At 37.6% G+C, this 20,262-nt stretch carries 23 protein-coding genes; 15 read left to right on the top strand and 8 right to left on the bottom strand.

Translation table 11 applies throughout. The features are described 5' to 3' along the window. Positions 1–169 precede the first annotated feature (169 nt). The gene (locus tag ACH0CI_RS20825; RefSeq protein ID WP_406902191.1) at positions 170–568 is read left to right on the top strand and encodes a hypothetical protein; all 399 of its coding nucleotides are present in this window, start codon (positions 170–172) and stop codon (positions 566–568) included. Positions 569–589: 21 nt separating this feature from the next. Here the strand turns inward: ACH0CI_RS20825 and ku are convergent, their stop codons facing one another. The 4 genes from ku to sspO form a co-directional block, all read right to left on the bottom strand. After that, positions 590–1,423: a non-homologous end joining protein Ku gene (gene ku, locus ACH0CI_RS20820; protein ID WP_406902190.1), complete on the bottom strand. Its 834-nt coding sequence runs from the start codon at positions 1,421–1,423 to the stop codon at positions 590–592. Positions 1,424–1,576: 153 nt separating this feature from the next. Further along, positions 1,577–2,014 (bottom strand): Hsp20/alpha crystallin family protein, encoded by a 438-nt coding sequence (locus tag ACH0CI_RS20815; RefSeq protein WP_406902189.1) that lies wholly within the window; start codon positions 2,012–2,014, stop codon positions 1,577–1,579. A gap of 151 nt (positions 2,015–2,165) precedes the next feature. Further along, on the bottom strand, positions 2,166–2,306 hold the full coding sequence (locus tag ACH0CI_RS20810) for a small acid-soluble spore protein P (RefSeq protein ID WP_013057256.1): 141 nt from the start codon (positions 2,304–2,306) through the stop codon (positions 2,166–2,168). Between the two features lie 212 nt (positions 2,307–2,518). Next, complete coding sequence (gene sspO / locus ACH0CI_RS20805; protein ID WP_013083371.1) at positions 2,519–2,668, bottom strand: small acid-soluble spore protein O; 150 nt, start codon at positions 2,666–2,668, stop codon at positions 2,519–2,521. Between the two features lie 221 nt (positions 2,669–2,889). Between sspO and acnA the strand changes: the two genes are divergently transcribed. The 4 genes from acnA (at position 2,890) to ACH0CI_RS20785 (ending at position 6,949) form a co-directional block, all read left to right on the top strand. After that, a complete protein-coding gene (acnA, locus tag ACH0CI_RS20800; RefSeq protein ID WP_335388254.1) occupies positions 2,890–5,610 on the top strand; it encodes an aconitate hydratase AcnA in 2,721 nt (906 codons plus the stop codon). Positions 5,611–5,805: 195 nt separating this feature from the next. Beyond that, positions 5,806–6,405 (top strand): TlpA family protein disulfide reductase, encoded by a 600-nt coding sequence (locus tag ACH0CI_RS20795; protein ID WP_114895570.1) that lies wholly within the window; start codon positions 5,806–5,808, stop codon positions 6,403–6,405. Positions 6,406–6,617: 212 nt separating this feature from the next. Then, positions 6,618–6,761 (top strand): FbpB family small basic protein, encoded by a 144-nt coding sequence (locus tag ACH0CI_RS20790; protein WP_335388252.1) that lies wholly within the window; start codon positions 6,618–6,620, stop codon positions 6,759–6,761. 44 nt (positions 6,762–6,805) lie between these two features. Then, positions 6,806–6,949 (top strand): acid-soluble spore protein N, encoded by a 144-nt coding sequence (locus ACH0CI_RS20785; protein ID WP_043982832.1) that lies wholly within the window; start codon positions 6,806–6,808, stop codon positions 6,947–6,949. A 31-nt stretch (positions 6,950–6,980) separates the two neighbouring features. Here the strand turns inward: ACH0CI_RS20785 and ACH0CI_RS20780 are convergent, their stop codons facing one another. Continuing rightward, positions 6,981–7,592: a hypothetical protein gene (locus tag ACH0CI_RS20780; RefSeq protein WP_335388250.1), complete on the bottom strand. Its 612-nt coding sequence runs from the start codon at positions 7,590–7,592 to the stop codon at positions 6,981–6,983. 172 nt (positions 7,593–7,764) lie between these two features. Here ACH0CI_RS20780 and tlp point away from each other — a divergent pair, with 172 nt between their 5' ends. The 3 genes from tlp to ACH0CI_RS20765 all read left to right on the top strand — a co-directional run bounded on the left by tlp (position 7,765) and on the right by ACH0CI_RS20765 (position 10,054). Continuing rightward, a complete protein-coding gene (gene tlp, locus ACH0CI_RS20775) occupies positions 7,765–8,007 on the top strand; it encodes a small acid-soluble spore protein Tlp (protein ID WP_013083367.1) in 243 nt (80 codons plus the stop codon). 112 nt (positions 8,008–8,119) lie between these two features. After that, positions 8,120–9,553: a phospholipase D family protein gene (locus ACH0CI_RS20770; protein WP_406902188.1), complete on the top strand. Its 1,434-nt coding sequence runs from the start codon at positions 8,120–8,122 to the stop codon at positions 9,551–9,553. A 78-nt stretch (positions 9,554–9,631) separates the two neighbouring features. After that, complete coding sequence (locus ACH0CI_RS20765) at positions 9,632–10,054, top strand: acyl-CoA thioesterase (RefSeq protein ID WP_071274128.1); 423 nt, start codon at positions 9,632–9,634, stop codon at positions 10,052–10,054. A 40-nt stretch (positions 10,055–10,094) separates the two neighbouring features. Here ACH0CI_RS20765 and ACH0CI_RS20760 read toward each other — a convergent pair whose 3' ends face one another. After that, positions 10,095–10,385 carry a HesB/YadR/YfhF family protein gene (locus ACH0CI_RS20760; protein WP_013057245.1) on the bottom strand — a complete coding sequence of 97 codons (291 nt, stop codon included), beginning with the start codon at positions 10,383–10,385 and terminating at the stop codon, positions 10,095–10,097. A gap of 379 nt (positions 10,386–10,764) precedes the next feature. Further along, complete coding sequence (plsY, locus tag ACH0CI_RS20755) at positions 10,765–11,358, bottom strand: glycerol-3-phosphate 1-O-acyltransferase PlsY (RefSeq protein WP_014459891.1); 594 nt, start codon at positions 11,356–11,358, stop codon at positions 10,765–10,767. A 205-nt stretch (positions 11,359–11,563) separates the two neighbouring features. On the opposite strand from plsY, the gene ACH0CI_RS20750 reads away from it, so the two are divergent. The 4 genes from ACH0CI_RS20750 (at position 11,564) to ACH0CI_RS20735 (ending at position 17,749) form a co-directional block, all read left to right on the top strand. Beyond that, on the top strand, positions 11,564–11,977 hold the full coding sequence (locus ACH0CI_RS20750) for a CoA-binding protein (RefSeq protein ID WP_129709606.1): 414 nt from the start codon (positions 11,564–11,566) through the stop codon (positions 11,975–11,977). A gap of 333 nt (positions 11,978–12,310) precedes the next feature. Continuing rightward, complete coding sequence (gene parE, locus ACH0CI_RS20745) at positions 12,311–14,287, top strand: DNA topoisomerase IV subunit B (RefSeq protein WP_013057241.1); 1,977 nt, start codon at positions 12,311–12,313, stop codon at positions 14,285–14,287. Further along, on the top strand, positions 14,284–16,710 hold the full coding sequence (parC, locus tag ACH0CI_RS20740) for a DNA topoisomerase IV subunit A (protein WP_335388244.1): 2,427 nt from the start codon (positions 14,284–14,286) through the stop codon (positions 16,708–16,710). The genes parE and parC overlap by 4 nt, the downstream gene beginning before the upstream one ends. Positions 16,711–16,927: 217 nt before the next feature. Continuing rightward, the gene (locus tag ACH0CI_RS20735; RefSeq protein WP_406902187.1) at positions 16,928–17,749 is read left to right on the top strand and encodes an alpha/beta fold hydrolase; all 822 of its coding nucleotides are present in this window, start codon (positions 16,928–16,930) and stop codon (positions 17,747–17,749) included. Here the strand turns inward: ACH0CI_RS20735 and ACH0CI_RS20730 are convergent. Continuing rightward, a complete protein-coding gene (locus tag ACH0CI_RS20730; RefSeq protein WP_335388240.1) occupies positions 17,735–18,376 on the bottom strand; it encodes a LysE family transporter in 642 nt (213 codons plus the stop codon). The two genes, ACH0CI_RS20735 and ACH0CI_RS20730, sit on opposite strands and share 15 nt — an antisense overlap. A gap of 152 nt (positions 18,377–18,528) precedes the next feature. Here ACH0CI_RS20730 and ACH0CI_RS20725 point away from each other — a divergent pair, with 152 nt between their 5' ends. Genes ACH0CI_RS20725 through ACH0CI_RS20715 form a run of 3 tightly spaced genes read left to right on the top strand, consistent with a single transcriptional unit; the run spans position 18,529 to position 20,188 of the window. Next, positions 18,529–19,296, top strand: coding sequence for a YqcI/YcgG family protein (locus tag ACH0CI_RS20725; RefSeq protein ID WP_071274136.1), 768 nt, complete (start codon positions 18,529–18,531; stop codon positions 19,294–19,296). Then, entirely contained in the window at positions 19,271–19,579 is a 309-nt protein-coding gene (locus tag ACH0CI_RS20720) for a cupin domain-containing protein (RefSeq protein WP_335388238.1), read from the top strand. The genes ACH0CI_RS20725 and ACH0CI_RS20720 overlap by 26 nt, the downstream gene beginning before the upstream one ends. A 21-nt stretch (positions 19,580–19,600) precedes the next feature. After that, positions 19,601–20,188 (top strand): cysteine hydrolase family protein, encoded by a 588-nt coding sequence (locus tag ACH0CI_RS20715; RefSeq protein ID WP_406902186.1) that lies wholly within the window; start codon positions 19,601–19,603, stop codon positions 20,186–20,188. Positions 20,189–20,262 lie beyond the last annotated feature (74 nt).

Raw genomic sequence — 20,262 nt, 5'->3', positions numbered from 1 at the left:
GAACAAGCCTTTTTTTATGCGTTGACATAGTGTTAAGTTTTTTATGTTTTGATGACATTTCGAGATTTTAGTTGTATTTTCCTGTTGAATTTTCTAGAATAGTAGAGAATAAAACCGTATCGAAAAGAAGTCGTATCATGTGCAGAGAACGTATCAGGAGGACAACGAAGTGAAAAAGATTCTACTATTCACGTTAGTAGCGCTATTGGCAACTTTTTTTATTGACAGGGTATACAGCGAACGCAACCAAGCGCAACTTCAGCAAACCGTAATTAATGAAATTAAAAAAACAAATCAAAGTAAAGAAGAAGCTTCCATCCTTGATTTTAATGAATTATGTGATTTTAGATGGGATAAAGTATATGTTTTTGGACCGGAAACGACCCGCAGTGAGTTAAATGAAAAGCTGGGCTTCAATTGGTCTGAAGCAAAAGCAAAAGGTATTGGAAAAGATAAAAAAGATAACTTTATTGTTTTTGTGGAAAATGATCAAGTAACGCAATATTTAAAAATACCGGCGTCATATGGAGCTATTGTTCCTAAGACTTCTGTTGCAAATGAAAGCTAACGAATTTCTTCGTTAGCTTTTTTATGCTTTCTTTTTTAAGGATGACGTTTTTTTCTTTGCTGTTGATTTTGTCGGCTGTAAAGTAGAAGGATCTATGCTCACTTTTAACATTTCCATTAAATGTCGAATATCTCGTTCTTCGCTTCCGCTTACTTTTGTAACTTCGCCTTGATTTATTTTTTGTTGAATGACGCTTTGTAAGGCATCTCGGTAGTTGTTTTTATAAATAGACGGATTAAAAGAAGTAGATAGCTTATCGATTAATTCCACCGTCATTTGTGTATCACTTTCATTGGTAGAAGAAGTACTAGATAAGTTAGGCACATCTGTAACTGAACGAAGTTCTTCTTCAAAATGCATCGTGTGAAGAACGAGAGAGCCTCCCACCGAACGAATCATGGCGATTTGCTGTTTGGAATATAAAAATACATTGGCAATACCGACTTTATTCGTTATTTCAAGTGCATTTAACAACGTATAATAAGCTTTTAGGCTCGTTTCTCCAGGAGAGATATAGTAGGGCTTATCAAAAAACAGGGGATCAATGTCATCTAACGAAACAAAGTGTAACAATTCCACAGCTTTATTTGCTGCAAAAGGCTCTTTGACACGGTCAATTTCCTGTTGTGAAAGTACAACAAACTGACCGGTCGCTGTTTCGTATCCTTTAACCAGTTCATCGAATTCTACTTCTCGTCCACACGTTTGGCAATGTTTTTCTTGATGAATAGGTGTATGGCAAACGGAGTGTAGCGTGCGCAGTTTTACATCTTTTTCCTCAATTGCTCCGTGGAGTTTAATAGGGATATCAATCAATCCGAAGCTGATTTTACCTTTCCAAGCAGTATGAAGCATAAACGTTCTCCTTTTACTCTTTTTTAGTAGTGTGCCGTAAAACAAATTAGATATCCCATGGTTTTGAAAAGAAAAACTTTCTAAAAAAACTATGTGCTAAATAAACAATTAAATATTTCTAATAAAGCTGCAGAGACAACATCTGCAGCTTTATTAGAAATCAATAGGGACTATTTGCTGGTTAGATTCATTTGTCTCATGTTTGGAAATCGTAATTTCAAGGATTTCATTACTAAATGTAGCGGTAATCTTTTTATTCAACAATGAAAATGGAAAGTCAATTGTACGTTCAACGCTTTCTTCCATTTGTTCTCTTGCAAGCGTTCCTTGCTTTTCATCATGAAATTCTCTAATGCAGTATTTTTTGGCTGTCAGCTGTAAGTGGTCAGCTTGTATCTGAACGATAATATCCTTAGGGTGATACCCTAACAATTCAGCTTCAACAATAAATGATTGTTCTGTTTCAAATAAATCTATACGAACGGAATCATAATCTAAATAACTCATAAAGGGATTTGAAAGCATGACTTCTAACAACTCTTGAAAGCCTTTTACAAACATTTGGTCTGCTGGCAGACGCTTGTTTTTCATTTCTGTGTTCCTCCATTATTTAAACTGTTCACTTTACTATCATATGCGCGTTTATGTACTTAGTGAACTCCTGTGCAAAGAATAAGCTTGAAGTACTAGCTGCCTTTTCTATGCATAAAAAAGCAAGCTCTGTAGAGAGCTTGCCGCAGTTTTACATATCATGTCCGCTATTGTGTTTTTGGCGAGAATGCTTACGGTTCTTTACTTTATGAGATCCGCTTAGCGGTTCGGGCTGTCCAGAATTGCTTTTTGGCGCATTTCTTCTGATGTCTTTGCTGCTGTTTTTGTTCATAGTTAAACCCTCCCTTTCATTTATTAGGGTGGGATAGTGACAGGGGATTTATCCGATGAAAAATTCCCCTTTCTAAAAATAGGTTTAGCAAAAACAGGAAATGGGAACAGAAAAAAAGCGCCATATATAATGACGCCTTCTCGTTAGATTTCATGGAGTTAAACGATTTTGCTTTTCTAACTAGTGATTAGTATATCCAATAAGAGAGTGTTTTATTGATTTTTTTTGCGTTTTTTATTATTTTGTTTCTGTTGTTCGGTTAATGGTTCGTTTGAAAATTCTTCATTATAACCCGCTCCTTTTCCTTGAGCGCTAGCCGCGTTAGCTCCAGGAATGACGTGGTTTGACTTGCGTTTAGCCATGTTGAATCACCTCCGTTTCTAGCATGCGTAAAAATCAATAAAATATGAATTATTAGAAAAATAAAAGGCGGATGGAAAAAGGTTATAAGTGAAACTTATGTTAATTAATAACATTCTTTTTATTTACTTATGTATAATATTATATTAAGATAGATGGTGAAGGGAATAGAGGATGGGGTAAGTAAATCCTTTATACATAGAATTTTAAGGGGGTAAAAGCAATGACTAAAAAAGACGTTTTTAACGCTCGTTCGTCATTTGATCTTAATGGCAGCACATATAATTATTACCGCTTACAAGCTTTAGAGGAAGCAGGTTTAGGTAACGTATCTAAGCTGCCGTATTCAATTAAAGTATTATTAGAATCTGTTCTTCGTCAGGTAGATGGCCGTGTTATTACAAAAGAACACGTCGAAAACCTTGCAAAATGGGGAACAAAAGATATCAAAGATATCGATGTTCCTTTCAAACCATCTCGTGTTATTCTTCAAGATTTCACTGGAGTTCCAGCGGTTGTAGACTTAGCGTCACTTCGTAAAGCAATGGCTGATTTAGGAGGAGATCCTGACAAAATCAATCCAGAAATTCCAGTAGACCTCGTTGTCGACCACTCCGTACAAGTTGATAAAGCAGGTACAGCTGACTCATTACGAATTAATATGGACCTTGAGTTTCAACGTAATACAGAGCGCTATAATTTCTTAAGCTGGGCTCAAAAATCATTTAATAACTATCGTGCAGTTCCGCCAGCTACTGGTATCGTGCATCAAGTAAATTTAGAATATTTAGCAAACGTTGTTCATGCTGTTGAAGAAGACGGTGAATTCGTAGCTTTCCCTGATTCTCTAGTAGGTACTGACTCTCATACAACGATGATTAATGGTATCGGTGTTTTAGGATGGGGTGTTGGCGGTATTGAAGCGGAAGCAGGCATGCTTGGTCAACCTTCTTATTTCCCAGTTCCTGAAGTAATCGGTGTTAAACTTGTTGGTGAATTACCAAACGGTACTACAGCTACAGACTTAGCATTAAAAGTTACGCAAGTGCTTCGTCAAAAAGGAGTAGTCGGAAAATTCGTTGAATTCTTCGGTCCTGGCGTAGCAGAACTTCCATTAGCTGACCGTGCAACAATTGCTAATATGGCTCCTGAATACGGTGCAACATGTGGATTCTTCCCAGTTGACGCAGAGGCATTAGCATACATGCGTTTAACAGGAAGAGATGAAAAAGACATTCAGGTTGTCGAACAATATACAAAAGCAAACGGTTTATTCTTTACACCAGAAAATGAAGATCCAGTTTTCACTGATGTTGTTGAGATTAATCTTGCTGAGATTGAAGCAAATCTTTCAGGTCCAAAGCGTCCGCAAGATTTAATTCCACTTTCTCAAATGCAAACAGAATTCAAGAAAGCTTTAACAGCTCCTGTTAGCAACCAAAGCTTCGGACTTGATGCTAAAGACGCGGATAAAGAAATTACGTTTAAGCTTGCAGACGGTTCAGAAACAACAATGAAAACAGGTGCCATTGCCATTGCGGCTATCACAAGCTGTACGAACACATCAAATCCTTACGTATTAGTAGCAGCCGGTTTAGTTGCGAAAAAAGCGGTAGAAAAAGGATTGGATGTTCCAGCTTACGTGAAAACTTCTTTAGCACCAGGTTCAAAAGTAGTAACGGCTTACCTTCAAAATTCAGGGCTGCTTCCATACTTAGATAAAATTGGCTTTAACATCGTAGGTTATGGCTGTACGACTTGTATCGGTAACTCTGGTCCATTAGAAGCTGAAATTGAAGCAGCGATTGCAGACAGCGACTTGCTTGTAACGTCTGTTCTTTCAGGAAACCGTAACTTTGAAGGACGTATTCATCCATTAGTAAAAGGTAACTACCTTGCTTCTCCGCCGCTTGTTGTAGCATATGCACTGGCTGGAACGGTAGATGTAGATTTACAAAAAGATCCAATCGGCATTGATACAGACGGCAATGAAGTATTCTTTAGCGACATCTGGCCTTCTCAAGATGAAATTAAAGAAGTGGTTAGCCGTACCGTAACGCCTGAACTATTCCGCAACGAGTATGAGCGTGTATTCGATGACAATGAGCGCTGGAATGAAATTAAAACGAGCGAAGATGCTCTTTATACGTGGGAGAATGATTCAACATACATTCAAAACCCACCGTTCTTTGAAGGCTTATCAGAAGAGCCAGGTGAAGTAGAACCGTTAAATAAGCTTCGGGTAGTAGCGAAATTTGGTGACTCAGTGACAACGGATCATATTTCACCAGCGGGTTCAATTGCTAAAACATCACCTGCAGGTCTTTACCTTCAAGAAAACGGTGTAGAACCAAAAGACTTTAACTCATACGGTTCTCGTCGTGGTAACCATGAAGTGATGATGCGCGGTACGTTTGCAAACATCCGCATTAAAAACCAAGTAGCTCCTGGTACAGAAGGCGGCTGGACAACGTACTGGCCAACAAATGACGTAATGAGCATTTATGATGCTTGTATGAAATACAAAGAGCAAGGTACAGGTCTTGTTGTACTTGCAGGTAAAGATTACGGCATGGGAAGTTCTCGTGACTGGGCAGCAAAAGGCACAAATCTTTTAGGTATTAAAACAGTAATCGCCGAAAGCTTTGAGCGTATTCACCGTTCAAACCTAGTATTAATGGGTGTTTTACCTCTTCAATTTAAAGATGGTGAAAGCGCGGATACATTAGGTTTAACTGGAAAAGAAACAATTGCAGTAGCAGTTGATGAAACAGTAAAACCACGTGATCTTGTAAAAGTAACAGCAACTGATGAAGCTGGAAACAAAAAAGAATTTGAAGTACTGGTTCGTTTCGATAGTGAAGTTGAAATTGATTACTATCGTCACGGTGGTATCCTTCAAATGGTGCTTCGTGATAAATTACAGTCTAAAACACATGCGTAAGGTATAAAGAAAAAGAGCGGTTCTCGTGAGCCGCTCTTTTTTTATGCAAACGCACCGTTTTCGACAAAAAGCGAGAGGGAAATATGCTATATTATAAAAGAAAATGCCCGATAAAAGGATTATTTTAGTAGATATTGCACATATCTATTAGTACATAGATTATCACTTTTTAGAAGAAATAAAGGAGCCGATCATATGGTTAAAAAAATAATTGCGGTCTTGCTTCTAGTAGGCTTTCTTAGCTACGCACTTTGGCAAGGGCTTTCTTCAAATGAAGCATCCGATAGTTCTAACTTAAGCGAATACAAGGATTTAAATATTAAAAAAGGCAATAGTGCTCGTCAGGCTTCGGGTCAAGCTTATGGGTTGGAACCAAAAGATACAGCGCCTCCGTTTACACTTTCAGATACGAACGGGAAATCCATTCAATTAGCGGACTTTAAAGGGAAAAAAGTCATTTTAAACTTTTGGGCAACATGGTGTCCGCCGTGTCAAAAAGAAATGCCCGATATGCAAGCGTTTTATGAGAAATATGGAAACGATGTACAGCTGCTTGCGGTTAATTTAACTTCGTCAGAAGGCAGTAAACAGGCAGTATCTAAGTTTCTTAAAGAAAAACAGTTTACGTTTCGTGTATTATTGGACGACCAAGATAGTGTAGGAAGTAAAAAATACCGGGTCTCCACCATTCCGACATCTTATTTTATAGATGAAGAAGGGAAAATTGTTCAACGAGTGAATGGTCCAATGACGCTTAAACAAATGGAAACATTTGCTCAACAAGCAGCGAATTAACTTCGCTGCTTGTTTTATTAAAAATGAAACTTATTTACTCTACCATCGTATACATAGATAAGTTAGTAAATATGTCAAACTTTCTTACAACTTTTTAAAAAGTATGTTTACTTATCTGACAAATTGGTTACAATATAGATAGTTGTATGATATCAGTTTCTTTTGATTTTTCAGATTTTTCATAAAAATTACATAAAGTAGGTGTTGGAACCATGAGAAAATTACGCAAACGTTCATTTGAAGAGTTAGTGCAAGAAAATAAAACGCAGCTGTTAAAAGATCAGTCAGAAATTGAACGCATTGAATTGGAAATTGAAAAGCGGTTAGAAAATCGTATGCTTGAAAGAGCTGAATAACTTTAAAGTAAGTTGGTTAGAGTAACGGTGAGGAGGGGATAAGCATGGGAAATCCTAAAAAACAAAGCAAACCTTTTGTTCCGAATCACATCGGCACTCAACCGAGAGAAGCTGGTGGAAATAACGGAAAACAAATGCAAGATAAATCCGGCAAGCATCCTCAAGTTATTCAAACCAAAGGTGAATGAATAAAAAGTCGCTGAATTCAGCGACTTTTTATTATTTGAATTCTACCGTGAATAAATAAACGTAAGGATTGCTCGAAATAAGCTCTTTAACAACTTCTCCATCATCGGTTGAAAGCGGAGCAACTCGTATGCCACTGCCATCGTCACCAAATAAAGCAGCAATTGGATATGTTTTATTCATTTTTACCGTTTGTTTTTTCTCTAATCCAGTAAAGGAATAGCCGTTCATTTTTTTGGGCTTTTCCGCTTCTATTCCTAGGTTTGTATCGTTGCTGCCTACATTAAACATAACTTTGTGAGTATCATCATCGATTTTATATGTAATAGCAAACATGTCAAATTCTTTTGAAACAGTCAATCCTCCTGAAAATAAAGGTTCTTTGGCTTTTCCCTTTTCGTAGTAAGTAGCTTTTACATAAGCTTCTTTTGCGTCACTAGGAGCTTTCACATCGTATGCAATAATATTGCTTTTGTAGTCTAAATTTGTCACGGCTAACATTTTTTCTTCATGTTTTGAGTAATGATGAGGCTTCATAAAGGCACTTGCTGTCAATTTTGATGCCAATGAGGTTTGCGACATAAAAAATACGGCAAGCACTGCAATAAAGCTGACGCTTAGTAATGTTATCATTCGTTTAGTCATAGAGATTCCCCCTTTGTATGTATATATTACCATATTATGTATGTTTTATATATACATTTTAACTTAATCATAATTATATTATGTAAACTAAAATCATTTTTTTCCACTTATAGAGATGAACAAATCCGGCATACTACAATTGTAACAAAGTTATTTTGAGGAGGAAGATACAATGGCATGGAATAAACCGAATCCAGATGATCGCAGTGATAACGTTGAAAAATTACAAACAATGGTGCAAAATACAATGAAAAACATTGAAGAAGCAGAAGAAGCTGCTGCATGCAGCAATGAAGAAGAGCGTCAGCGCATTCAGCAAAAAAATCACAATCGCGAAGTAAGTATCGAAGCAATGCGCAGCGAAATAAAAGATGAGTCAGAAGCTCGTCAAAATGGTTACGAAGGTACGATTTAATAAGTAAAGCAACGACAATAAGCAGCTAAAAATAAACGGTTTTAGCTGCTTTCTTTCTATATTTTTTTAGTAAGGTGAATAATATTACAAACTAGCGAAGAGGTTTATGTAGGTGAAAAAGCACGTGAAAAAGAAAATAGTAAGGATTTTGCTCAGTTTACTTATCGTCTTGATTATTGTGGGCTCTTATCACACTCATAAGCCCTTGCCTAAAGGAATTTCATACGAAAGTAGCCCTCACAAAGTAGAGGATGTATTGCTTTTATCAGACCTAACGTATCAAGACCAACAGACGTCTGTTTCCGAACAACATATTTTTCAAGCAGTTATGAATGCAATTGATGAAGCAAAAACTTTTATTATTATGGATATGTTTCTATTTAATGGCTACTACAACCATGGTCAAAAGTTTCCTCACCTTAGTGATACGCTTGCAAGTAAGCTGATTGAAAAGAAACGAAAACATCCTAATGTCGAAATAGTCTTTATTACGGATGAAATAAACACAACCTACGGCTCACATGATTCAAAGTGGTTAGATTCACTGCGGCTGAACGGAATCAAAGTGGTGCAAACTAATTTATCTAAGCTCAGAGATTCCATTCCACTATATTCCGCAGTGTGGAGAACTTTTGTTCAGTGGATGGGTGAAAAAGGAACCGGGTGGATAACGAATCCTTTCGGAAATAACGCGCCTAAGGTAACGGCCCGTGCTTATCTTAAGTTGTTAAATGTAAAAGCTAATCACAGAAAAGTAGTAGCAACCGATCAAAGCGTTATTATTTCTTCTGCCAATCCTCATGATGCAAGTTTTTATAATTCTAACATGGCCTTTGAAGTAAAAGGGAATATCGTTGGAGATGTGGTAAAAAGCGAACAAGCCGTGTCAGATTTTTCTTATGGAGGAAGGTTACCTCTATATAAAAAGAAAGAAAAAGAAAAAGAAAAGGGAGACCTCTATGTTCAGCTGCTAACAGAAGGCAAAATCTATAAGCACGTATTAAGTGGTTTACGTCATGCTAAAAAAGGAGACGATGTGTGGCTTGGCATGTTTTATCTTGGAGATCGAGACGTAATAAAGGCCCTTTTGAAAGCTTCTGAACAAGGAGCAAACGTACGGTTAATTATAGATCCTAACGAAAATGCGTTTGGAAGAAAAAAGTTCGGACTGCCTAACCGTCCAGTAGCGGCAGAACTTGTTAAGAAATCTAAAGGCGATATTAAAATTCGCTGGTATCATACAGGAATAGAGCAGTATCATTGTAAAACCTTATTAATTCAAAACAAAAAAAACGCTACTATTATTGCAGGAGCAGCAAATTTCACAAAACGAAATTTGGATGATTTGAACTTAGAAACGGATATTAAAGTATCAGGACCTTCTAACGAAAAGGTTATGACCGAATTAAACGCTTATTTTGATCGCCTATGGACAAATAAGGACTACACATATACATTTCCTTATAGAAGATATGAAAATAAGATGACGCGGCTGGAAACACTGATATACCGAATTCAAGAAGCGCTTAGTCTTACAACCTACTGAGTCAGGACCAAACTAGTAGGAGTATACTCTCCTTATATGGTAAGATAAAACAGGAACAGTGCAATAGGAGGTAGAATCATGCTAGTATCGAAGAAAGAAATCGAAGTGCGCTATGCAGAAACCGATCAGATGGGCGTTGTGTATCATGCGAACTATTTAGTATGGATGGAAATAGGCAGAACGCAGTTTATCAGTGATTTAGGTTTTAGCTATGCACAAATGGAAAGAGACGGTGTGCTGTCGCCAGTTATTGATATACAGGCGTCATATAAAAAGCCGCTTCATTATGGCGAGACAGCTGTGGTACATACTTGGGTTGAGAACTATGACGGTCTACGCGTTGTGTACGGATACGAAATTTTTAATTCAAATGAAGAACTTGCGTTAACAGGAACATCGTCGCACGTATGTGTGAAAAAAGAAAACTTTAAGCCTATTTCGATTCGTCGTAATTATCCGGAATGGCATAACGCCTATGAAGATGCTAAAAAGCAGGGTTAAGCGTAAAAATAAAAAGCATCGATAAATCGATGCTTTTTTCTTACGCTTCGTAATGAAAGTCAGGTTCTTTTGTTTCTTCATTATAGTTCACGGTCAAATCATGACCATCAAAGTACCAAAGGTCTTCATCTTCTACGAAGAATGTTAAACCGTCAACTTTTGTTTCAACGCCAACGTTTTTAGGAGAATCTGTGTTTACACCTAAAGAAAAACCTTTTTGAACGTTGCTGCATCCGCCGTAGCGAACAAAAAAGCGAATTGTTTCGTTTCCTTCTAGCATCATTTCGTCTTTGTACCACGTAGCTGCTGCTTCTGTTACTGTTAATTTCATTAATTATGCTCCTTCCAATACTGCGGATACATTTATTATAGTAGAAAGATAGATAAATTACCAATATATACGAATCCAGCTAGGAAGGAACGAGATAAAATAAAATAAAACGATTTAATATAGAGGCGAATGCTTCATTTCTATATTAAATCGTTTCATTCTTTCATTTAAAATCATATTGTTTTCCAATAGTTTCCCAGCAGTGAACGCAGTAGCGGCTTCCTTCTAGCTGTGAATCCATTTTCTTATTACGTTTGCAAATAGGGCATTTTTTCTTCACATCATTCACCTCCTTATTTTAGTATCAGTATAACTAATAAACAAGAAATGTATTCGCTTACAAATCAGTTATAAAAAAAGAAATAAGAGGAAAATCCCCTTATTTCTTTTTACCTGATAAAAATGTGACTTTCGGTTCTGTTTTGTTAAGAATTCGCGTAATGTTTGCCCGGTGTCTGTAAATGACAAAGGCTACAATTACACCAATAATCATAATAAGCATGTAGTCTTGTTTAAATAGCGTGTAGATAAAGGTTAATACCCCGGTAACCATTGATGAGAGTGATACATACTTCGTTATGTATAAGCAGATAAAAAAACATAATAGCACGAAAACAAATAAAAGAGGTTCATAACATAAAATCACTCCGGCGGATGTGGCAACAGCTTTCCCGCCTTTAAATTTCGCGAAAATGGGAAAAATATGACCAATGACAGCAAATAAACCAATGAAGAGAATGTTTTGATTTGTATCAAATAAAAGCGGTAAAGAAGCTGCTAGGGTGCCTTTTAGAATGTCTCCAAGCGTAACGATAATTCCGGCTTTTACACCCAATGTACGAAATGAGTTGGTGCCGCCTAAATTGCCGCTTCCATGCTCTCGTATATCGATGCCGTATCCTAGTTTTCCAACAACTAGTCCAAAAGGAATAGAGCCCAAGATATAGGCAAGAATAGGTAATAAATAATTCATGTTTGAAAGCTCCTTTATTTCTATATCGTTTCTATTTTACCATGAGATACTTAAAAAAACATAGCTAGTTTTGGGTGAGAGACAATTATTTTAAAAAAAGAAGACGTTTACAAAAATAGAGAAAACGGGTACTATATGCAGGAAATCAACTGTAAATCGCGAATGTTGTTCAGTACATATTATATAGCTAAGAGAGGTAATAGACATGTCCATCAAAATTCCTTCCCGTCAAGAGCTTGGTAAAATATTAAAAAAAAGCAAGCGCATTGCTGTAGTGGGTTTATCAGATAATCCTCATCGAACGTCTTATATGGTTTCAGAAGCCATGCAGAAGCAAGGTTACGAGATAATTCCGGTGAACCCCACAATCAACTCAGCGCTCGGCGTAAAAGCCGTATCTTCATTAAAAGAAATTGAAGGTCATATTGATATCGTTAACGTATTTCGTCGCTCTGAGCATTTGCTTGAAGTTGCAGAAGAGTTTTTAGAAGTAGATGCAGACGTATTTTGGGCACAATCTGGTTTAATTAATGAAGAAGCATATGACCTGCTCGCTAAAAAAGGGTATACTGTAGTTATGGATCGTTGTATAAAAGTCGAGCATGCTTTAACAAAGTAAGATCTATAAGCAGAACAACCAACCCATGCACACTGCTTGCATGGGTTTCACCATGCGTTGAAATAGTAAGAGAGTTTCCGCTACAATAGACGTTAGACAGCTAGCTTTATGAGGCTTATAATCCATGAATACACAAGATATTGCTTTTATAATACGGAAATTTGTGCTAAAATCTTGTAAGTACGCAAAAATAGAAACATACGTTCTGTTGATGCGAACACTATAAAATTAAAAGATAGGATACATGATCATTTATTCTTAGACACGAAGCGCAAACGTTTGTGTTTCATACATAATGTAGTAATGTTCGTTGTGATGAAAGGGGTAGTATGAATGGCTCGGAAACAACAATTTAATTATAATGAAGATGCAATTCAAGTACTAGAAGGATTAGATGCCGTTCGTAAACGTCCTGGTATGTATATTGGAAGTACGGATACACGAGGTCTGCATCATTTAGTATATGAAATCGTCGACAACTCTGTCGATGAAGCTCTAGCAGGCTACGGAGAAGAAATTATTGTAACCATTCACAAAGATAATTCAATTTCTGTACAAGATAAAGGTCGAGGTATGCCAACGGGCATGCATAAACTAGGAAAACCAACGCCTGAAGTTATTTTAACCATCTTGCATGCAGGAGGTAAATTCGGACAGGGTGGATATAAAACAAGCGGAGGCTTACACGGAGTAGGTGCATCTGTTGTAAATGCGCTGTCTGAATGGTTGACTGTAACCATTCATAGAGATGGATTTATTTATGAACAGCGTTTTGAAAATGGAGGAAAGCCGGTTACGACGCTAGAAAAAATAGGGAAAACAAAAAAAACGGGAACAACGATTCATTTCAAACCGGATGCCACGATTTTTTCAACAACCGTGTACAATTATGATACGCTTTGTGAACGGCTCCGGGAATCGGCTTTTCTGTTAAAAGGATTCAAGATAGAGTTAATCGATAAAAGGCATGATCGTCACGATATCTTTCATTATGAAACAGGTATTCAAGCCTTCGTTTCATATTTAAATGAAGAAAAAGATTCACTTCATCCAGTCGTCTTTTTTGAAGGGATTCATCATAATATTGAAGTTGAATTTGCCTTTCAATTTAACGATGGTTATTCTGAAACCATTTTATCATTTGTTAATAATGTTCGTACCAAAGACGGGGGAACGCATGAGTCCGGTGCAAAAAGCGCTATGACGCGCGCATTTAATGAATATGCCCGTAAAGTAAGCCTGCTAAAAGAAAAAGACAAAAACTTAGAAGGAACGGATATACGAGAAGGATTAGGAGCCATCGTTTCCGTTAGAATACCTGAAGAGTTGCTTCAGTTTGAAGGACAAACCAAAGGAAAGTTAGGTACAAGTGAAGCTCGTTCGTCGGTAGATGCAGTTATTTCTGAAAAACTTGCCTATTTCCTAGAAGAAAATCCAGATGTAAGCTCTCTTCTTGTAAAAAAAGCAATCAAAGCTGCTCAAGCGCGTGAAGCGGCACGTAAGGCGAGAGAAGACGCAAGAAACGGGAAAAAACGAAAGCGTCAAGAAACCGTTCTAAGCGGGAAGTTGACGCCTGCGCAATCAAGAAATCCTCAGCGAAACGAACTGTACCTAGTCGAAGGGGATTCCGCCGGAGGTTCAGCAAAACAAGGAAGGGATCGCCGCTTTCAAGCTGTGCTGCCGCTGCGAGGGAAAGTTATCAATACCGAAAAAGCCAAACTTCAAGATATTTTTAAAAACGAAGAAATTAGTACGATCATTCACGCGATAGGCGGAGGAGTAGGCGCAGATTTTACAATCGATGATATTAACTATGATAAAATAGTCATCATGACCGATGCGGATACGGATGGCGCTCATATTCAAGTGCTTCTTCTAACGTTTTTCTACCGCTATATGAAACCGCTTGTGGAAGCAGGAAAAGTATTTATTGCTCTTCCACCGCTCTACAAAGTAAGTAAAGGGTCAGGTAAAAAAGAAGTGGTTGAATATTCATGGAGTGACGAAGAGTTGCAAGGTGCTATCGATAAGGTAGGAAGAGGGTATATGATTCAACGCTATAAAGGTCTCGGTGAAATGAACGCAGATCAGCTTTGGGAAACAACAATGAACCCAGAGACGCGTACGCTGATTCGTGTTCGTATTGATGATGCTGCTCGCGCTGATCGTCGTGTGACCACTTTGATGGGCGATAAAGTAGAACCACGCAGAAAATGGATTGAAAGCAACGTAGCGTTTGGATTAGAAGAAGATCCAAATATTTTAGATAATGAAAATGTATTAACGGTCGCAGAGGAGGACGTACAATGACACAAACAGAACGCTTTTTAGATTTACCTCTTGAGGATGTACTAGGCGACCGTTTTGGTCGATACAGTAAATATATTATTCAAGAGCGTGCACTGCCGGATGCAAGAGACGGGTTAAAACCCGTTCAGCGCCGTATTTTATATGCAATGCACGTAGATGGAAATACAGCAGAAAAAGGGTTTCGCAAGTCAGCTAAAACTGTAGGAAACGTAATTGGTAACTATCACCCTCATGGTGATTCATCTGTATATGATGCCATGGTTCGAATGAGTCAAGAATGGAAAGTTAGAAATGTATTAATCGAAATGCACGGAAACAACGGAAGTATTGATGGAGATCCCCCAGCAGCAATGCGTTATACAGAAGCTCGCCTTTCATCGATTGCTGCAGAACTTCTACGAGATATTGACAAACAAACGGTTGAGTTTGTGTCTAACTTCGATGATACAAGCAGCGAACCAACTGTGTTACCAGCTATGTTTCCTAACTTGCTAGTGAATGGATCCACGGGTATTTCAGCTGGTTATGCTACAGAACTTCCTCCTCATCATTTAGGTGAAGTAATTGACGCAACGATCATGCGAATTGATAAACCAACGTGTACAATTGAAGAATTAATGACGGCTATCCAAGGTCCTGATTTTCCTACAGGGGGAATCATTCAAGGTGTAGACGGAATTAAGAAAGCCTACGAGACAGGTAAAGGGAAAATTATTATTCGCGGAAAAACGGAAGTGGAGTCCATTCGCGGTGGAAAACAGCAAATTGTCATTACGGAAATTCCGTTTGAAGTAAACAAAGCAAACCTTGTGAAGAAAATGGATGAGCTTCGTTTAGATAAAAAAGTGGAAGGTATTGCTGAAGTTCGCGATGAAACGGATCGTACGGGTCTGCGCATCGTAGTAGAATTAAAAAAAGACGCAAATGCTCAAGGAGTACTTCACTTCCTTTATAAAAATACGGATCTGCAAGTACCGTATAATTTTAACATGGTTGCCATTGCTAAAAAGCGACCAAAGCTTATGAGTTTGGCAAACATTCTTGATGCTTATATTGATCATCAAAAAGAAGTAGTAACAAATCGTTCTAAATACGAACTGCAAAAAGCACGTGAACGTGAACATATTGTAGCGGGATTGATTAAGGCACTGTCGATTTTAGATGAAGTTATTGCGACGATTAGAGCTTCTAAAGATAAGCGCGACGCTAAAAATAATTTAATTGGCAAATATGAATTTACAGAACCTCAAGCAGAAGCGATTGTGTCGCTTCAATTATACCGTTTGACAAACACGGACATTACAGCTCTACAAGCGGAAGCTGAAGAGCTAGGTGCTAAAATTAACGAGTTAGAAGAAATCTTACATAGCGAGAAAAAACTTTTTAATGTAATCAAAAAAGAATTACGCCGTGTAAAAAAGCAATACAGTACAGAACGCCGCTCAAAAATTGAAGCGGAAATCGAAGAGATTAAAATTAATCTAGAAGTGATGGTTCCATCTGAAGAAGTGATGGTAACAGTCACAAAAGACGGATATGTAAAACGAACAAGTCTTCGTTCTTACGCCGCGTCTAACGGGCAAGACTTCGGTATGAAAGATACGGACCGAATTTTAGCGAAGTATGAAATTAATACAACCGAAACGCTGCTCATCTTCACAAACAAAGGGAATTATTTATATATGCCAGTGCACGAACTTCCTGATATCAGGTGGAAAGACATGGGTCAGCATATCATGAACATTGTTCCAATTGATAAAGAAGAGCAGATTGTAAGAGCGATACCGGTAAAAGAATTTAAAGAAAATCAGTATCTGCTTTTCTTTACGAAAAATGGTATGGTCAAAAAATCAGAATTACTTCAATATAAAGCACAGCGCTACTCCAAAGCTCTTGTCGCCGTTAATTTAAAAGGCGATGATGAAGTAGTGGACGTATATCAAACGGATGGTAAAAAACAAGTGTTTATTGCCACTCGCTCTGGCTACGGACTGCGTTTCCGGGAAGAAGAAATCAATATTGTAGGAACTCGCGCTTCTGGTGTAAAAGGAATTAACTTAAAAGACGAGGATTATGTTGTAAGCGGCGTTGTCTTCGATGAAGATGAAGCTCTATCAACGGAATTATTTATCGCCACGCAGCGAGGAGCTGTGAAAAAGACAAAAATTACTGAGTTTGAAGAATCAGCACGAGCAAAACGAGGGCTAGTGATGGTCCGAGAACTAAAATCTAATCCGCATCAAATTGCAAAAGTAAAAGTAATCTCTAAAGAACATTACATGATAGTGGAATCATCTAAAGGTCAAATCGAGCAGGTTGATCCATCTACAATGCGAGCTAGTGACCGATACAGCAACGGTTCATTCGTATTGGACCAAAGCGAAGCTGGAAATTTAGTTGATATGTGGCTGGAAGAAAAATAACAAAAAAGTAGTAAAGTTTTTAAAACTTTACTACTTTTTTTTACTTAGTATTTTTAAATTAAACTATGTTCTAAATAAACAATATAAAATAAAATAGTTTCCCTACTCCTCATCCCAAATAGACATAATGGATCTCCTACACAAACCTCTAAGAAACTTTTGAATGTTCAAATTGTCCAAAACATATATATATAAGAACATCTAGGAGGTGTTATATATGAACTATTTTATTCACGTAACTCCTAAGACTAAACTTTTTGTTCGGGATATTGGAAAAGGGGAACCCGTTCTTTTCCTTCACGGGTGGCCTGTTAATGCTAAAATGTACGAATACCAATTTACAACGCTGCCGGCCTGCGGTATTCGGTGTATTGCTCCTGATCTTCGGGGATTTGGAAAATCAGATGCGCCTTTCACCGGCTATTCTTACAATCAATTAGCAGACGATATTCGCATGTTAGTAGAAAAATTAGGACTTAAAAATTATACGCTAGTAGGCTTTTCTATGGGAGGAGCCATTGCCATTCGATATATGAGCAGACACTTAGGATATGGCGTGAAGAAGTTAATTTTATTAGGGGCAGCGGCTCCAAGCTTTATTCAAAAAACTGATTTTCCATATGGACTTCCAGCTGAAGAAGTAAATACAATTATTCAAAATACGTATAGAGATCGTCCTAACATGCTTGAAGACTTTGGGAAAAAATTTTTTAATCAGCCTACCAGCGCAGCTTTTAGAGGATGGTTTCAAGATTTAGGTTTAGAGGCATCTGGCCATGGAACGATTAAAACTGCGGTGTCTTTACGAGACGAAGACTTACGGAAAGATTTGAGTCAAATTTTCGCTGAAACATATATATTACACGGAAAAAAAGATCAAATTTGTCCATTTGATCTTGCGAAAGTAATGAATCGCCACATTTCATTTTCTACACTAATTCCATTTGAAAATAGTGGACACGGTCTTTTTTATGATGAACGTGAGAAAGTAAATGACACCCTTATTGAACTCATTAATAAAAGCTCAGCCGATAAGTAAGGATACACATTTAAAGCCGAATTGGCAGCCAAATAAAAAAAGTAAAAAACCAGCACCTAACGTAATGAGGCGAAAAAGCTTAGGCGTGATAAATTTTCTTGTAAAATGAATACTGCTCGCAATATTTAAATTCCAAAGAATGATGCCAAAAATAATAAAGAAGCTATGAAAAAAGACGGATAGCCACGTTTGACTTTGAAGGCTTTCGCTTAAGCTTGATCCAAATACACCAAACCAAAACACAATATTTAAAGGGTTCATAAGAGCAATAAAAAAACCTGTAAAAAACGACTTATCTTTTTTTACAGAAGGGTTATTTACATCTACTGAAAAGGAAGGAGAGACAGCTTGTTTCATACTTTGAAAGCCAACAAATGTGAGCATGACAAAACCCGTTGCATACAGGACAACCGTAACAGCCTGCATCTGAACAAAAGGGGTTAACCCTATTAAAATGAGAAGCATAAATAAGATATCGGCCGTCATTCCACCTAAACCAACTAGCCAAGAAGCCCAAAATCCTTTTGTCAGACCTCTTTTAATCATCTCTATATTAATTGGACCTACCGGTGCTGCGAGACTAATACCTAGAATTATTTGTTTTATAGCAATCAAAAACCACTCCACAAACACAGCCTCCTTTCTAACTTGTCCAATAGTAGCTTATATATATATAGATTAGAGTTTTATAATTTAGAAGGGGCATTTAGTTAAAAATACTCATAAACTTTCTTTTTTTTAATACACATGTAACGTTGAGTTCCATAAGGAGGGTTTTAATGGCATCAAAAATGCTTTTTCGAGCTAATGAGATTTTAGAGTCAACGCATGTCCCGTTCTGGGGGAAAGATGCTTTTCAATATTTCCAAAGCGATATATTATCAGAAGAAAATCCATTTCCCTGTATATTAGGGGTAGAAGGCTTTAAAAAAGATTTACTGCGTTTTTCATTTGTGACTACTCCTTATAACTATCAAGATATTAGGCATGCAGCGTCGGCACTTAGAGAATACATAGATACATTTAAAAGCATAGGTCGCTATACATCCTTTGTGTTATTCTTTAAGCCTGAACATAAAGAACGTTCAATGGAAGAGTACGAAACGATGTTTTGGGATACGCTGACGTTTCTTCATCAAATTGATCAAAAGAAATGGCCGCAAGACATTCCAAAAGACCCGAAAGATGCATTATGGGAATTTTGTTTTCACGGAGAACCTATTTTTGTCGTCTGTAATACGCCTGCTCATTCTTTACGTAAAAGCCGTAAGAGCAGAGGATTTATGATTACATTTCAGCCGCGGTGGGTGTTTGAAGGTATGACAGGAGATTCAAAAATAGGGAAGCACGTACAAAAAGTCGTCCGCGATCGGTTAAAAACATATGATGACGTATCAGCTCACCCCGAGTTAGGATGGTATGGGCATCAGGAAAACCGAGAGTGGAAGCAATATTTTTTACATGACGATAATAACTATACTACCGGACAGTGTCCATTTAAATTAAAAAGGAGTGAGCAGCATGGACGTAAAAAAAGCCTCTATTAAAAAAGGAGTTGGCGGAAAGTTTGAAGAAGTAATTAAAGAGCTGCTTCCAGCGTATACTGGATACGTTGAAGTACAGCACGATATTGCTTTTCAAACACATTCGTCTCATACGCATCCAACTGATGAAATTCTTCATATACTTGAAGGATCTATTTACTTTACAGTTGAACATGATACGGTTCTATGTCAGGCAGGAGATCGGATACATTTACCGAAACAAACGGTTCATTCTTCAAAAGCCGGTCCTGATGGATGCACATACGTTATTTCCATTTTAAAATAAAGAAGAAAGAAGATGATGCTTATGCTACGTTCCCGTCCAGTGTTGCTACTTATCGATGTACAAGAAGGGTTTTACTCACCTCAGTGGGGAGAAAGAAACAATTTAGATGCAGAAAAGAATATGCTGACGCTACTGCAAGCATGGAGGCGCCAAGACTATCCTGTCATTCACGTGCAGCATGCATCAGAAAATCCAGATTCGCCTTTACACCCAAATTCAAAGGGATTTCAGTTCAAAGAAGGATTTGGTCCACAAGAAGACGAATGCTTAGTTCGCAAACACGTGAACAGCTGCTTCATTGGAACAGAGTTAGATAGCTATTTAAAAGAAAATGGCTATGATACGCTTATCTTAATAGGACTAACTACTAATCACTGCGTTTCTACGACTGCGCGCATGGCTGGAAATCTAGGGTATAGGACGTATGTTGTGAACGATGCAACGGCTTGCTTTGATGGTACGTCCTACGATGGAAAAACAAAGCTGTGTGCAGAAGATGTACATACATTCGCACTGTCTTCCCTGCACGGCGAGTTTGCAACGGTCGTTTCTACAAAAGAGACACTTCAAGTTCTTCAAACCTTTCAATATGCTCAAAATCATAACTGATGTGCATGCGCACATCGGTTTTTTATGTAGATTATGTTTCTTAAAAGAAGTAAAATAAAGATAATTCTATACTA

It is taken from the genome of Priestia sp. 179-F W1.4 NHS (assembly GCF_045369295.1).
Taxonomy (GTDB): Bacteria; Bacillota; Bacilli; order Bacillales; family Bacillaceae_H; genus Priestia; species Priestia zanthoxyli.
This window is presented reverse-complemented; position numbering and strand designations above follow the sequence as displayed.

What these genes read in the sequence shown, in the direction of transcription:
- ku (WP_406902190.1), bottom strand. Translation starts at nt 1,423, where the DNA reads ATGCTTCATACTGCTTGGAAAGGTAAAATCAGCTTCGGATTGATTGAT.
- ACH0CI_RS20815 (WP_406902189.1), bottom strand. Translation starts at nt 2,014, where the DNA reads ATGAAAAACAAGCGTCTGCCAGCAGACCAAATGTTTGTAAAAGGCTTT.
- ACH0CI_RS20810 (WP_013057256.1), bottom strand. Translation starts at nt 2,306, where the DNA reads ATGAACAAAAACAGCAGCAAAGACATCAGAAGAAATGCGCCAAAAAGC.
- sspO (WP_013083371.1), bottom strand. Translation starts at nt 2,668, where the DNA reads ATGGCTAAACGCAAGTCAAACCACGTCATTCCTGGAGCTAACGCGGCT.
- acnA (WP_335388254.1), top strand. Translation starts at nt 2,890, where the DNA reads ATGACTAAAAAAGACGTTTTTAACGCTCGTTCGTCATTTGATCTTAAT.
- ACH0CI_RS20795 (WP_114895570.1), top strand. Translation starts at nt 5,806, where the DNA reads ATGGTTAAAAAAATAATTGCGGTCTTGCTTCTAGTAGGCTTTCTTAGC.
- ACH0CI_RS20790 (WP_335388252.1), top strand. Translation starts at nt 6,618, where the DNA reads ATGAGAAAATTACGCAAACGTTCATTTGAAGAGTTAGTGCAAGAAAAT.
- ACH0CI_RS20785 (WP_043982832.1), top strand. Translation starts at nt 6,806, where the DNA reads ATGGGAAATCCTAAAAAACAAAGCAAACCTTTTGTTCCGAATCACATC.
- ACH0CI_RS20780 (WP_335388250.1), bottom strand. Translation starts at nt 7,592, where the DNA reads ATGACTAAACGAATGATAACATTACTAAGCGTCAGCTTTATTGCAGTG.
- tlp (WP_013083367.1), top strand. Translation starts at nt 7,765, where the DNA reads ATGGCATGGAATAAACCGAATCCAGATGATCGCAGTGATAACGTTGAA.
- ACH0CI_RS20765 (WP_071274128.1), top strand. Translation starts at nt 9,632, where the DNA reads ATGCTAGTATCGAAGAAAGAAATCGAAGTGCGCTATGCAGAAACCGAT.
- ACH0CI_RS20760 (WP_013057245.1), bottom strand. Translation starts at nt 10,385, where the DNA reads ATGAAATTAACAGTAACAGAAGCAGCAGCTACGTGGTACAAAGACGAA.
- plsY (WP_014459891.1), bottom strand. Translation starts at nt 11,358, where the DNA reads ATGAATTATTTATTACCTATTCTTGCCTATATCTTGGGCTCTATTCCT.
- ACH0CI_RS20750 (WP_129709606.1), top strand. Translation starts at nt 11,564, where the DNA reads ATGTCCATCAAAATTCCTTCCCGTCAAGAGCTTGGTAAAATATTAAAA.
- parE (WP_013057241.1), top strand. Translation starts at nt 12,311, where the DNA reads ATGGCTCGGAAACAACAATTTAATTATAATGAAGATGCAATTCAAGTA.
- parC (WP_335388244.1), top strand. Translation starts at nt 14,284, where the DNA reads ATGACACAAACAGAACGCTTTTTAGATTTACCTCTTGAGGATGTACTA.
- ACH0CI_RS20735 (WP_406902187.1), top strand. Translation starts at nt 16,928, where the DNA reads ATGAACTATTTTATTCACGTAACTCCTAAGACTAAACTTTTTGTTCGG.
- ACH0CI_RS20725 (WP_071274136.1), top strand. Translation starts at nt 18,529, where the DNA reads ATGGCATCAAAAATGCTTTTTCGAGCTAATGAGATTTTAGAGTCAACG.
- ACH0CI_RS20720 (WP_335388238.1), top strand. Translation starts at nt 19,271, where the DNA reads ATGGACGTAAAAAAAGCCTCTATTAAAAAAGGAGTTGGCGGAAAGTTT.
- ACH0CI_RS20715 (WP_406902186.1), top strand. Translation starts at nt 19,601, where the DNA reads ATGCTACGTTCCCGTCCAGTGTTGCTACTTATCGATGTACAAGAAGGG.